We start from the raw sequence: 12,278 nt of genomic DNA, 5'->3' as shown, positions 1-12,278 counted from the left end.
GCCATGCCCGATCGGACCGCCGATGTCCTGGACGCCACCCTGCGCTGCCTGCTGCGGTACGGGGCGCGGCGCACCACCATGGACGATATCGCAGCTGAGACAGGCGTTTCCAGGTCGGCGGTCTACCAGTACGTACGCAATAAGGACGATGCCGTGCGGCGCATCGCCGAACGGCTGCACCAGCAGGCGCTGACCGCCGCGCGGGAATCGGCCGTCGCGCCGATTCCCCTGGCGGACAGGGTCTTCGGCATCGTCACCGCCAAGGCCGAACTGATGGCGGGACCGTTCGCCGCCTCACCGCACGCCGCCGAACTGCTCGACGAACAGGCCCGGCTGTGCGGGGATATCTGCCGCGGCTTCACCGATGAACTGCACGAGCTGCTCACCGGGGTGCTCACCGAGGCCGAGCTGAAGCGACCGGGTGACGCCGCCCGGATCGTGCTGGCCGCCACCATCGGGCTGCTCTCGGCGGGCCGCCCCGATCTACTGCGCACCGCGTCCGACGCCGTCCTGGCCGGGCTCGGCGCGTCATCGAAAACCTTTGAAGGAGAACAGTAATGACCGTGAACAGTCGTGAATGGCGTCTGATCGCCCGCCCCTTCGGCGAGCCCAAGCCCGGCGATTTCGAACTCGCCACCGTCACGCTGCCCGAGCCCGGGCCGGGACAGGTGCTGGTGCGCAATGACTGGCTGTCGGTGGATCCGTACATGCGCGGGCGCATGAACGATGTCGAATCCTATATCCCGCCTTTCGTACTCGGTGAGGCCATGACCGGCGGGACCGTCGGCACCGTGGTCGCCTCGGCCGCGGACGATGTGCCGGTCGGCACGGTCGTCAGCCATTTCTACGGCTGGCGGGAATACGCGCTGCTCGACGGCGCCGCCGTACAGGTGGTGAATGCCGAAATCGCGCCCGCGCAAGCGTATTTGGGCGTGCTCGGCACCACCGGCATCACCGCGTACGCGGGCCTGACCGAGGTCGCCCCGGTCAAGGAGGGCGATGTGGTGTTCATCTCCGGCGCGGCCGGTGCGGTGGGCTCGATCGCGGGTCAGGTCGCCAAGCGGCTCGGCGCGTCCAAGGTGATCGGTTCGGCCGGCGGTCCGGCCAAGACCGCGCGGCTGCTGAACGAATTCGGCTTCGATGCCGCCATCGACTATCGCGAGGGTGAGCTGGTGGGGCAGTTGGCCGCCGCCGCGCCCGAGGGCATCGATGTGTACTTCGACAATGTGGGCGGCGATCACCTCGACGCCGCGCTGGTGGCCATGAACCGGTACGGGCGGATCGCGCTGTGCGGGGCCATCTCGGTGTACAACGACACCGAACTCGCCCCCGGACCCGCGCATCTGCCGCTGGCCATCGGTAAGCGAATCAACCTGCGCGGCATGAATGTCAGCGATCATCTGCATCAGGCCCCGGAGTGGATCGGACAGGCGGCCGGCTGGCTGGCCGACGGTTCGCTGCGCGCCGAGGAGACCGTGGTGGACGGGATCGAGCAGACGCTGGACGCGTTCACGGCCATGATGAGCGGTGCCAATACCGGCAAGATGCTGGTGCGCCTGCCGCACAACGGGTAGAGATCCGGCTGCGCTCGAAGCGGTCGCGAATATCTCGCCGCGAGACAGAAGATATCTTCTGTCTCGCGGCGAATTCATGCTTTCACCAGAGTATTTCGCGAACTACGAGGCCGGTTCATCGCGTCCGGCGGGTCCGCTGGCGTCTCACCCGGAGACACTTGTTGACACCCGGATCAGCAGCGGAGACGGTGAGCCCACCAGAGGTTCCCGACACCGGAGTGGGCAATGACGCAGACCGCACCGGACGCGATCGATATCTTCGATCCCGTCCACCTGGACAATCCGTACCCGCTGTATCACCGGCTGCGGGAGCGGTCTCCGGTGTATCGGATTCCGGGGACGGACTTCCACCTGGTCACCTCCTGGGATCTGGTCGCCGAGGCGATCGGGCGGCCGGATGCCTTCTCCTCCAACCTGACCGGGGTGCTGCTGCGGCAGAGCGACGGTCCGCCCGCCACTTTCGATATGGATGGCGGCGGTCAAGCCGTGCATGTGCTCGCCACCGCCGACGATCCCACGCACCTGGCGCATCGCAAGCTCGTACAACCACTGCTGGCCAAGCGAATTCGCGGTCTCGGACCGACCGTCCGCGAGCTCGTGGACAGTCTGTGGTCCGCGCACGCGCGTGACGGCCGCATCGACTGGGCGACCGCCGTCGCCGACCGGCTCCCGCTCGCCCTGGTCGCCGATATCATCGGACTGCCGAACGCGGATGTCCCGCGGCTGCTCGACTGGGCCTACGACAGCACCGAAATGCTCGGCGGCGTAGTCGATTCCGATGGGTTCGGCCGTTCGGTCACCGCCGCGGCGGAACTCACCGGCTACCTCTACACCACCTTCAAAACCGCCGAGGCGAACCCGGGCGATGACCTACTGGGCGTGCTCGCGAGAGCCTGCGCCGCGGGCACACTGACCGATACCGTGGCCGTACTGGTGCTGGTGCAGTTGGTGGGCGCGGGCGGTGAATCCTCGGCCGGGCTGATCGCCAATGCCGTTCGCATACTGGCCGAAAACCCCGAGCTGCAAGCCGAACTCCGTCGCGAGCCCGCCCTGCTGCCCGCGTTCCTGGATGAGGCGCTGCGCCTGGAATCGCCCTTCCGAGGACATCATCGGCACGTCACCGCGGACACCACGCTGGGCGGCGTCGAGCTTGCGGCGGGCAGTCACCTGCTGCTCTCCTGGGGCGCGGCCAACCGCGATCCGGCCCGCTTCGACGATCCGGACACCCTGGATCTGGATCGCCGCGGTGGCGCGAACAATCTCGCCTTCGGCCGCGGCGTGCACTTCTGCGTCGGATCGGCGCTGGCGAAACTCGAGGCCACCACCGCGCTGACCGCGCTACTGGACCGCACCTCGACCTTCACCCTGGTGGATGACGCACCGCCGCAATGGTTTCCGAGCATCTTCGTGCGCCGACACCACCGGCTCCCGCTGCGCATCGCCTGACGGGCGGCGCTCGTGCCGCGATATCCGGCCGCCGCGCCGCGGCCCGGTATCGGCGTGCGCTACCGGGCCCGGCCGCCTACTTGCGGTGGGCGCGCAGCTGGTAGACACCCTCGGTCTCGGCGACGACGACGCCATTGGCATCTGTGACGGTCGCCTTCAGGGTGAAGTCGGACTTGCCCTTCAACTCCGCTTCCTCGGCGATCCGGGCGATCTCGGACTCCGATAGCTCGGCCACTGCGGTCACATCGGTGGCGGCGGGCTTGCGGAAGTAGATGTGCAGGTCCTTGACCAGCGGGTAGTACAGCGCGCCGTCGAAACTGGCGACCGCGAGCGCACCGCCCAGGATTTCCGCGACGGTGAACAGCACGCCCGCGTACATGACGCCGAAGTGATTGCCATTGCCCTCGATGGGAACCCGGGTGGCGGCATAGCCCGGCCGGACCTCGGTAGCCTTGATCCCCATCTTGTGCGCGATCGGAATCGTGAATTCGAGTGCGCCGTTCACGACTTCGTTCAGCGGCGGGGTGGCGTCATTCGCCATGCGGGACCTCCCTGTCAGACTTACTGGCAGCATGCCAACAGCACAGATCATCGTGCCAAAGGTTCGGCGCGCGCAAGTCCCCGGGTCGGCGTGGCCGTCGGGCCGGGACGGCGGGCCGGTGAGACCGGCCACATCCCAGCAAATCCGACCGGTCGGATACCTAGGATGCAACTTGTGTCTATGACGTATTCATCCGCCGAGCGGGCCTACCGCGAGGTCAAGGAACGCATCCTGAGCGGGGAACTCCCCGGCGGCGAGCTGATCAGCGAGGGCGAGATCGCCACCGCGCTCGGCACCTCGCGCACGCCGGTGCGCGAGGCGTTCCTGCGGCTCGAGACCGAGGGCTGGATGAAGCTGTACCCCAAGCGCGGTGCGCTGGTGGTGCCGGTGCCCTCGCACGAGGCGGAGGACGTGACACAGGCGCGCTATGTCGTCGAGACGGGTGCCGTGCGCGCTCTCGCCGAGACCGACCGGTCGGCCCTCATCGCCCGCCTGCACGCTTCCCTGGATCGCCAGCGCGCCCTCGCCGCGAGCGGTGATCTCGACGAATTCGCCGTCGTGGACGCCGACTTCCACCGCGAATACGTGGTCGCCGCGGGCAATCCCCTGCTCGCCGGTTTCTACGACTCCCTCCGTGAACGCCAGCGCCGCATGAACAGCGTCGCCCTGCGCCACGGCGAGATCCACACCGATCGCATCATCGCCCAGCACGCCCGCCTCGCCGACCTCATCGAATCCGGTGACACCGCGGGCTTCGCCACCGCCCTCGCCCAGCACCTCATGGACGTGCACGGCGTGACCCTGAGAGGGCTGTGATGGCGACCGAAATCAACGACTTCGAAAATATGGGCCACGCAGGCAATCTCACCGATGCGGCGAATGCGACGACCACCGTCGCAGTCCTGGACCGGCCCATCGCGGCGCGGGCGACACATAGCCGGGCGTGGCTCAGCGTCAGCGCGGCTATCTTCGCGATCGCCTGGGGCGGAAACGAATTCACGCCGTTGCTGGTGATGTACAAGCGGGACGGGTTGCCGGTCACCACGGTTGATCTGCTGCTGTTCGAGTATGTGCTGGGGATCGTGCCCGCGTTGCTGATCGGCGGGCCGCTGTCGGATCGGTACGGGCGGGGGCGGCTCATGCGGCCCGCGCCGCTGATCGCGGCGGCCGGATCGCTGCTGCTCGCCTTCGGGTCTTCGTCCGTGCCAATGCTTTCCGCCGGTCGCGTGCTCAGTGGTGTCGCCATCGGTTTGGCCATGGCGGTGGGCAGCAGTTGGCTCAAGGAGCTCTCACAGCCGCCGTTCGCGGGCGAGAACGCTTCCGGGCTCGGGGCGCGGCGTTCGGCCATGAGTCTCACCGGCGGGTTCGGCGTGGGTGCGGGTGTGGCGGGAGTGCTGGCGCAGTGGGGTCCGCTACCTGATGTGCTGCCCTATCTGATCAATGTGGGGTTGTGCCTGGCCGCTGCCGCCGCGCTGACTCGGACGCCGGAAACCCTTGTGCCCATGCCGACTACCGCTCGACTGCTGGATGATCTCAAGGTTCCGGCCGCGGCGCATCGGCGGTTCCGGCTGGTCGCGTTGCCGGTCTCGCTGTGGCTGTTCACCTCATCGGCCACCGCCTACGCGATCATGCCGACCTTGATGATGCCGCGTGTGCACGGTGCGCCCATCGCGTTCTCGGCGCTCATCACCGTGATCACCCTGGGTTGCGGTTTCGCCATCCAATCCGTCGCGCGCAAGCTGGATCGGCCGGGCACCATCCGGCTGCCGGTGCTGGCGCTGCTGCTGGTGATCGCCGGAATGGCATTGGCCGCCGCGGCGTCCGGCGCGCTCACACTGTGGCTCACCATCGCCACCGCCGCTGTGCTCGGCATGGGATTCGGTATCGGCCTGGTGGCCGGACTGCTGGAGATAGAGCGCATGGCTGGGCCGGAGGATCTCGCGGGTCTCACCGCCGTCTTCTACGCGGTCAGCTATCTGGGCTTCGGCGTGCCCGCCGTGATGGCAATGCTGCACGACGGCACCGGCATCGGGTATCCGGCCATGTTCACCGTCGTCGCGGTGCTGGCGGCGGTCTGCCTGGGACTGGTCATGCGCTGTCGCCGAGACTGAACTCGGTGCGCGCCCGTTTCCGGAAACGCGGGCTTCCGGAGATCGCATGGTGAGCCTTACAGTCAAGGCAGATGTAGTGACCGCGCGCACATCGGCGCGGGAGTGGAGTAGCCGCCGTGAATCTGTGGGACCAGATCAATCAACCCGTGACGTATGCGATCCCGTTCTTCGTGCTCGCCATGGTGGTGGAGATCCTCTCGCTGCGGGCGCACGGTGACGAGCGCACCGGATACGAGAAGTCCGATGCGCGCAACAGCCTGATCATGGGATTGGTATCGATCTTCGTCAGCGGTGCGGCCAAATTCGTGGCGCTGCTCGGGTACGCGGTGCTGTACGTGCACGCGCCCTGGCAGGTCGATCCGCGCAATCCGCTGAGCTGGGTCGCGGTGATCCTGGCGGTCGATGTGCTCTGGTACGTCTATCACCGCACCTCGCATCGGGTGCGGGTGGTGTGGGCGGCGCATCAGGTGCACCACAACAGCCGGTACTTCAACTACGCGACGGCGCTGCGGCAGAAGTGGAATCCGTGGTTCGAACTGCTGGCGTGGATTCCGCTGCCGCTGCTGGGCGTACCGCCGTGGATGGTGTTCACCGCCTGGTCGTTCAATCTGATCTATCAGTTCTGGGTGCACACCGAGACCATCGGTCGGCTGCCGCGCTGGTTCGAGTTCGTGTTCAACACGCCCTCGCACCATCGCGTGCACCATGCCAGCGATCCGGAGTATCTGGACCGGAACTACGGCGGCATATTCATCCTGTGGGATCGGCTGTTCGGCACCTTCCGGGCCGAAACCTTCCGTCCCACTTACGGTTTGACCAAGAATATCGACAGCGGCAATGTACTCACTTTGCAGTACTACGAGTTCGGCGCGCTGTGGCGGGATCTGCGCTCCAGCAGGCGAATTCGGGACTGGCTGGGTTATTCCTTCGGCCCGCCGGGCTGGTCGCCGGGCGATAAGTGGGTGTCGAAGAAGGCGAAGACGCGCCGCCAGGCGTCGGACGTGGCATCGGCGTTGTAGCCCAGGCCCATCACCTTCAGCAGCGGCTGCCCCGGATGGTCATCGGCGAACGAATGCCCCGATGCCGCATAGGTTTTCACATCGTTCGGCACCCCGGCCGCGGTGAGGACGCGCTCGAGTTTCGGTCCGCGCCCGATGTTCTGGGGATCGCGCCGGCCGTAACTGGCCACCACCGGGCAGGTTCCGCGCAGCATCTCCTCGTAATTGCCGCGTCCGGCGGGATAGAACGGCGCGGCCGCGTCGAATCCCTCGGTGGCCACGAGCAGCGCGAACGCGCCGCCGAGACAGAAGCCCGCCACCGCGACCTTGCCGGTGCAGCGCGGATCACTTATCAACTGGGCGCGGGCGGCCAGAATATCGCGGACCGCGACGCCATCGCGGTTATTGCCCATGAGGTCGCGGATCATGCCCGGCACGCACCGAACCTTGCCGCGCGCGAACAGGTCCGGTGCGATGGCGAGATAGCCGTGATCGGCGAGCATTCGGGTGGATTTCTGTACGGCGCTGCCGATACCGAGCATGTCGTGCAGCACCACCACCCCGGGCCACGGGCCGTCGCCCGACGGTGTGGCGAGATAGGCCTCGATGGGCCCGTCGGGCGCGTCCAATTGCATTGAGCTCATCGACGAGCCCCCTCCGCGGTCTGCGAACACCGAATGATGACTGCTGCGGATTCTAGAGCGTCTGGGACGATTTCTCCGGGCTTAACTCTCGATTGGCAGGCCCGCCTCGGCCCAATCCTGAATGCCGTCACGGTATTTGCGCACGTTGGTGTAGCCGAGCCGCTCCAGCTTGCCCGCGACATTCTGACTGTTGGGGCAGGCGGCATTGGAGCAGTACGTGACGATGGCGGCGGTCTTATCGGGCAGCAGTCGCGGCGCGAGAGTCTCGACGTCCGCCTCCACCAGGGCGATCGCACCCGGCAGATGCGCCTTGGCGTAGTACTCGCCGCCGAGGGCGTCCAGCACCGTCACCGCTCCGGCCTCGATCTCGTGCGCCAGTTCTTCGCGAGTGATCAACGTGGTCATGGTCTTTCCCTAAGGTTGAAGTGTCTGGGGTTGGTGCCCCGGATGCCCGGGGTGGTGGGGTGTAGCTGATGGTCGTTTGCCTGCTGTTGAGGCTCGAAAGGACTGGCTGCCCTGCCGCGCCGGACGCTCCGTTCGCTGATTGAGAGCTGTTGCGGGTCGTCGCTGTTTAGGGATCTGTCGGCGGGGTTGTCCATGGGCCTGACGTGCGGTGACAGGAGTGGATGGGTGACGGTTCGCCCTCAGATCTGGGTGGGTATCGACGTCGGAAAGGCCGCGCATCATGCGTGCGCGATCGACAGCGACGGCAAGGTGGTGTTCAGCCAGAAAATCGGCAATGACCAGCACGCGGTCGAGGCGTTGATCGCCCGCGCGGCCAAGTCGGCGCAGCAGGTGCAGTGGGCGGTCGATCCGACCAGCCCGATGGCGTTGCTGCTGATCACCGTGCTGTTGACCGCTGGCCAGGACGTCATCTATGTGCCCGGCCAGGTCACCAACAGCATGGCTCGCGGGTTCCGGGGTGAAGGCAAGACCGACGCCAAGGACGCCCGGGTGATCGCCCAAACCGCGCGCCTGCGAAACGATCTGAGCCAGATCGCCATGCCCGACGAGTTGGTCGTCGCGGTGACCCAGCTGACCAGTTACCGCACCGACTTGATGTCGGAATGGGTGGCCGGGGTCAACCGGCTGCGGTCGCTGCTCGGATCGATCTTTCCCGCGCTCGAGGCCGCGTTCGACTACACGGTGCGGACGCCGCTGATCCTGGTCGCCGGGATGTGCACCCCGGCCGAGATTCGTGCGGCCGGAATCGACGGCCTCACAACCTATCTCGCTCAGAACAAGGCATGGCCCGCCGGAATCGGCAAGACCGCGGCCGCGGCCCACGCGGCAGCGGTGGCCCAGGACCTGGCACTTCCCGGCGAGGCCGACACCGCGATGTTGATCAAGCGCCAGGCCACCAAACTGCTCGATCTCGACCATGAGATCAAAGAGCTCGACAAGCTCATCGCGACCCGGTTCCGGCAGCATCCCTGGGCGAAGATCATCGAATCCCTGCCCGGGATGGGTCCGGGACTCGGTGCGGAATTCCTCGTTGTCACCGGCGGCGAACTCGCATCTTTCGCGACCGCCGGCCGGTTGGCGTCCTACGCCGGATTGGTGCCTGTCCCACGCGATTCCGGCCGCGTCAGCGGCAACTTGAGACGCCCGAAACGCTACAGCCGGCGACTTCGCAGGGTGTTCTACATGGCAGCCCTGTCCAGCATCGGGCCCGCATACCGCGACGGCCCATCGAGGAGGTTCTACGACCGAAAGCGCAGCGAACGACTCATCCATACCCAAGCCCTCCTAGCCTTGGCCCGGCGGCTGGTCGACCTGCTGTGGGCACTGCTGCGCGACGGCCGCGAATTCACCCTCGACACACCGAATCCCGTCGCTACCGCGGCTTGACTTGGTCATTGAGAGTCCTTTCCCGAACACAAAAGTATGTGCGTGTGCACGCTACTACTTAGGTGCGCGCGCACGCAACCGGTTATGCTGAACCGGTGCCGCCGAAATCTCACCCCGCCGTCGCCGCCTGGGCCGCACTGCTCCAGGTGCACGCCACACTGGTGCCCGAACTCGACGCCGAATTACGCCGCGCCACCGGACTACCGCTGAGCTGGTACGACGTCCTGCTGGAACTCGATGGGCCGCACCAACTGCGGATGAGCGATCTGGGCGAACGGGTGGTGCTGAGCCGAACCCGGGTGAGCCGGTTGGTCACCGAGATGGAGTCCCACGGGCTGGTGCGACGCGAATCCAATCCCGATGACGGCCGCTCGGCCTTCGTCGGCATCACCGAAAAGGGGCGGGAGCGATTCCGGGAGGCGGCACCGCACTATCTCGCGGGCATCGAACGCCGTTTCGGCGGGCAACTGGATCACGCGGAACTGGAGACGGTGGCGAACGCCCTGCGCAAGGTGCTCAGCCCCGCCGAACTACCCGATCCGGCACCGCGGCGCACCCGCTGATCGCATCGGCCTGAGAGTTCGGCGCGCTCGGAGTCGAATAGTTGCCCTCGCGCTGACGAGGGGGAAGGGTGGATCGCCGGAACCATCCATCCATACGGAGGAGACAACTCGTGCGTTTCGGCATCTTCATCCCACAGGGCTGGCGGCTGGACCTGGTCGATATCGACCCCGCCGCACAGTGGGACGTAATGCGCGATCTCGCCCAGCGCGCGGACGCGAACGCGGACTGGGAATCGCTGTGGGTGTACGACCACTTCCACACCGTGCCGGTCCCCACCGAAGAGGCGACCCACGAGGCCTGGACCCTGATGTCCGCCTTCGCCGCCACCACCTCCCGCATCCGCCTCGGCCAGATGTGCACCGCCATCAGCTACCGCAATCCGGCCTACCTGGCCAAGGTGGCCGCCACCGTCGACCTGATCTCCGGCGGCCGCGTGGAAATGGGCATCGGCGGCGGCTGGTACGAACACGAATGGCGCGCCTACGGCTACGGATTCCCTTCCGCCGGTGAACGTCTCGGCCGCCTCGACGAGGGCGTGCAGATCTTCAAGCAGGCGTGGACGACCGGTGCGGCCACCCTGGACGGTAAGCATTACCAGGTGGACAACGCCATCGTCCGCCCGCTTCCGTTGCAGGAGGGCGGAATTCCGATCTGGGTGGCGGGCGGCGGCGAGAAGGTGACGCTGCGGATTGCCGCGAAGTACGCGCAGTACACCAATTTCTCGGGCGATCCGACGGAGTTCGCCCACAAGTCGGAGCTGCTGCGCGGCCACTGCGACAAGGTCGGCACCGACTTCGATGCCATCACCCGCAGCTCCAACTTCAACACCCTGGTGGGCGCGACCGAATCCGAGGTCCAGCAGCGCCTCACCGATCTGGAAGTCCGCTTCGCCAAAACCCTCGGCGAGGAAGCCGCCAAGTCCCATGTGGACAGCCTCTTCCGCAACAGCCCCGCCGTGGGCACCCCCGAGCAGGTCATCGAGAACATCACCCGCACAAAGGATCTCGGCCTGTCGTACAGCATCCACTACTTCCCGGAAGCCGCCTACGACACCACGGGCATCGAAATCTTCGAGAACGAGGTAATCCCCGCCCTGCGCTGACGGATCACCTACGCCCCGGCCCATTGCGGCCGGGGGCGTTTGCGTCCGATCAGCGCGGGACGGTGACCGGATCGGCGCAGCTGGCCAGGGCGTCCACCAGGGAGCATGCCTTGGGGTCGCGGGTGGGGCGATAATCGGCCGGGACACCGCTGTTGGCGGTGATGGCCGTATAGGCCGGAACCGCGTCGGTGGGTTTGCGAGTAAGGGTGGGATCGGTCAGCACATCCACCGTGTAGAGACCGAAACGGGGTGTGTAGGAACCCCATTCGTAATTGTCGGTGAGGCTCCAGTAGTTGTAGCCGATGACGTTCATACCGTCGGCCTTGGCGCGCTGGATCCAGTAGACGGTATCGCGGAGGTCGTCGGCACGGGTGTAGCCGTCGGCGCGCGGGAGGCCGTTCTCGGTGGGCATGCCGTTCTCGACGATATAGAGCGGTTTATCCGGGAATGCCCGTGAATAGTGTTGCAGCGCATAGTAGATGCCCTCGGGCTGCAATGAGTTCTTCCAGAGTTCGGTGGAGATCGCGCGCATATCGTCCGGGGACATGCCGTAGTAGTAGTCGATGCCGATGTAGTCCAGCTTGGCGGCGATCGCGTTCATGAGCGGGCCGTTGATCGCGTCCTCGGCCGTAGGGATGTAGGCGACATTGCTCGTCACCATGGCTCCCGGCTGCACCCGATGGATGTAGTCGTAGATGCCGTTGTGCGCCTGGGCGATTCGATCGGTCATGGCGGGAATGGCCGCGGCCGAGATACCGCCGTGGCGGGTCTCGTTGAGCATGTACATGACCGGCTCGTTGAAGGTGACCCAGAGCGGGTTGAAATGGGCGTAGCGGTCCACGACGGTGCGCGCGTTGGCCAGCCAGTCCGGCACGATGGCGGGGTTGTTCCAGCCGCCGCGATCGACCTCCCAGCCGGGGTAGACCCAGTGGTCGAGGGTGAGCATGGGTTGCATGCCCGCGGCGGTGATGGTGGAGATGACGTCATCGTAGAACTTCAGGCCGTTCTCGTCCCATACGCCGGGTTGCGGTTGTACGCGAGCCCATTCGATGCCCATGCGGTACACCTTCACGCCGAGGTTCTTGGCGAGCTGGATATCCGACCGGAAGCGGGAGTGGAAGTCGATCGAGTCCCGGTACGGGTCATCGGTTTTGCCCTGCGCCACGTAGCGCGACCAATTGCTGTCGGGGGCATCGCCCTCGGATTGGAAGCCGGAGGCCGCCACACCCCAGAGGAAATCGCTGCCCAGCGGCGCGACCTGGGTCGGCGGGGCGGGACGGGCGGCGGCCGGGGTGATGCCAAGTACGAGGGTGGCGGCGACCAGGGCGGCGGGGGCGAAATATCGAGGACGGACACGCATCGGAACCGGATTCTCCTTCGCTCGGGCGCGGCAGCGGCCGCATTGAAAACCGTACAGCGCTCGGTTTTGAGTGGCAAGAACACCCCG

General features: G+C 66.4%; 13 protein-coding genes. 9 read left to right on the top strand and 4 right to left on the bottom strand.

The features are described from left to right. Positions 1 to 3 precede the first annotated feature (3 nt). From AB0L82_RS00750 to AB0L82_RS00740, 3 genes are all read left to right on the top strand, one after another. Positions 4 to 558, top strand: a complete 555-nt coding sequence (locus tag AB0L82_RS00750) for a helix-turn-helix domain-containing protein (RefSeq protein ID WP_364628940.1) — start codon at positions 4 to 6, stop codon at positions 556 to 558. Continuing rightward, the gene (locus tag AB0L82_RS00745; protein ID WP_364628938.1) at positions 558 to 1,574 is read left to right on the top strand and encodes an NADP-dependent oxidoreductase; all 1,017 of its coding nucleotides are present in this window, start codon (positions 558 to 560) and stop codon (positions 1,572 to 1,574) included. Before AB0L82_RS00750 ends, AB0L82_RS00745 begins: the two co-directional genes overlap by 1 nt. A 225-nt stretch (positions 1,575 to 1,799) precedes the next feature. Beyond that, positions 1,800 to 3,020 (top strand): cytochrome P450, encoded by a 1,221-nt coding sequence (locus tag AB0L82_RS00740; RefSeq protein ID WP_364628935.1) that lies wholly within the window; start codon positions 1,800 to 1,802, stop codon positions 3,018 to 3,020. Between the two features lie 76 nt (positions 3,021 to 3,096). Here the strand turns inward: AB0L82_RS00740 and AB0L82_RS00735 are convergent, their stop codons facing one another. Next, positions 3,097 to 3,561, bottom strand: a complete 465-nt coding sequence (locus AB0L82_RS00735; RefSeq protein ID WP_364628932.1) for a YiiD C-terminal domain-containing protein — start codon at positions 3,559 to 3,561, stop codon at positions 3,097 to 3,099. 180 nt (positions 3,562 to 3,741) lie between these two features. Here AB0L82_RS00735 and AB0L82_RS00730 point away from each other — a divergent pair, with 180 nt between their 5' ends. The 3 genes from AB0L82_RS00730 to AB0L82_RS00720 all read left to right on the top strand — a co-directional run bounded on the left by AB0L82_RS00730 (position 3,742) and on the right by AB0L82_RS00720 (position 6,691). After that, complete coding sequence (locus AB0L82_RS00730) at positions 3,742 to 4,377, top strand: GntR family transcriptional regulator (protein WP_364628930.1); 636 nt, start codon at positions 3,742 to 3,744, stop codon at positions 4,375 to 4,377. Continuing rightward, entirely contained in the window at positions 4,377 to 5,672 is a 1,296-nt protein-coding gene (locus tag AB0L82_RS00725; RefSeq protein WP_364628928.1) for an MFS transporter, read from the top strand. Before AB0L82_RS00730 ends, AB0L82_RS00725 begins: the two co-directional genes overlap by 1 nt. A gap of 116 nt (positions 5,673 to 5,788) precedes the next feature. Further along, complete coding sequence (locus tag AB0L82_RS00720; RefSeq protein WP_364628926.1) at positions 5,789 to 6,691, top strand: sterol desaturase family protein; 903 nt, start codon at positions 5,789 to 5,791, stop codon at positions 6,689 to 6,691. Here the strand turns inward: AB0L82_RS00720 and AB0L82_RS00715 are convergent. After that, on the bottom strand, positions 6,592 to 7,314 hold the full coding sequence (locus AB0L82_RS00715; protein WP_364628923.1) for a dienelactone hydrolase family protein: 723 nt from the start codon (positions 7,312 to 7,314) through the stop codon (positions 6,592 to 6,594). The genes AB0L82_RS00720 and AB0L82_RS00715 overlap by 100 nt on opposite strands. Positions 7,315 to 7,395: 81 nt before the next feature. Then, entirely contained in the window at positions 7,396 to 7,719 is a 324-nt protein-coding gene (locus AB0L82_RS00710; protein ID WP_364628920.1) for a rhodanese-like domain-containing protein, read from the bottom strand. A gap of 225 nt (positions 7,720 to 7,944) precedes the next feature. On the opposite strand from AB0L82_RS00710, the gene AB0L82_RS00705 reads away from it, so the two are divergent. The 3 genes from AB0L82_RS00705 to AB0L82_RS00695 all read left to right on the top strand — a co-directional run bounded on the left by AB0L82_RS00705 (position 7,945) and on the right by AB0L82_RS00695 (position 10,831). Beyond that, positions 7,945 to 9,165 carry an IS110 family transposase gene (locus AB0L82_RS00705; protein WP_364628917.1) on the top strand — a complete coding sequence of 407 codons (1,221 nt, stop codon included), beginning with the start codon at positions 7,945 to 7,947 and terminating at the stop codon, positions 9,163 to 9,165. A gap of 95 nt (positions 9,166 to 9,260) precedes the next feature. After that, positions 9,261 to 9,728 (top strand): MarR family transcriptional regulator, encoded by a 468-nt coding sequence (locus tag AB0L82_RS00700; RefSeq protein WP_364628914.1) that lies wholly within the window; start codon positions 9,261 to 9,263, stop codon positions 9,726 to 9,728. A 110-nt stretch (positions 9,729 to 9,838) separates the two neighbouring features. After that, positions 9,839 to 10,831, top strand: a complete 993-nt coding sequence (locus AB0L82_RS00695) for an LLM class F420-dependent oxidoreductase (RefSeq protein ID WP_364628911.1) — start codon at positions 9,839 to 9,841, stop codon at positions 10,829 to 10,831. Between the two features lie 49 nt (positions 10,832 to 10,880). On the opposite strand, the gene AB0L82_RS00690 is transcribed toward AB0L82_RS00695, so the two are convergent. Then, positions 10,881 to 12,191 carry a family 1 glycosylhydrolase gene (locus AB0L82_RS00690; protein ID WP_364628908.1) on the bottom strand — a complete coding sequence of 437 codons (1,311 nt, stop codon included), beginning with the start codon at positions 12,189 to 12,191 and terminating at the stop codon, positions 10,881 to 10,883. Positions 12,192 to 12,278: the final 87 nt, after the last annotated feature.

The organism is Nocardia sp. NPDC052001 (assembly GCF_040680615.1).
Lineage (GTDB): Bacteria > Actinomycetota > Actinomycetes > Mycobacteriales > Mycobacteriaceae > Nocardia.
This window is presented reverse-complemented; position numbering and strand designations above follow the sequence as displayed.

What these genes read in the sequence shown, in the direction of transcription:
- AB0L82_RS00750 (WP_364628940.1), top strand. Translation starts at nt 4, where the DNA reads ATGCCCGATCGGACCGCCGATGTCCTGGACGCCACCCTGCGCTGCCTG.
- AB0L82_RS00745 (WP_364628938.1), top strand. Translation starts at nt 558, where the DNA reads ATGACCGTGAACAGTCGTGAATGGCGTCTGATCGCCCGCCCCTTCGGC.
- AB0L82_RS00740 (WP_364628935.1), top strand. Translation starts at nt 1,800, where the DNA reads ATGACGCAGACCGCACCGGACGCGATCGATATCTTCGATCCCGTCCAC.
- AB0L82_RS00735 (WP_364628932.1), bottom strand. Translation starts at nt 3,561, where the DNA reads ATGGCGAATGACGCCACCCCGCCGCTGAACGAAGTCGTGAACGGCGCA.
- AB0L82_RS00730 (WP_364628930.1), top strand. Translation starts at nt 3,742, where the DNA reads ATGACGTATTCATCCGCCGAGCGGGCCTACCGCGAGGTCAAGGAACGC.
- AB0L82_RS00725 (WP_364628928.1), top strand. Translation starts at nt 4,377, where the DNA reads ATGGCGACCGAAATCAACGACTTCGAAAATATGGGCCACGCAGGCAAT.
- AB0L82_RS00715 (WP_364628923.1), bottom strand. Translation starts at nt 7,314, where the DNA reads ATGAGCTCAATGCAATTGGACGCGCCCGACGGGCCCATCGAGGCCTAT.
- AB0L82_RS00710 (WP_364628920.1), bottom strand. Translation starts at nt 7,719, where the DNA reads ATGACCACGTTGATCACTCGCGAAGAACTGGCGCACGAGATCGAGGCC.
- AB0L82_RS00690 (WP_364628908.1), bottom strand. Translation starts at nt 12,191, where the DNA reads ATGCGTGTCCGTCCTCGATATTTCGCCCCCGCCGCCCTGGTCGCCGCC.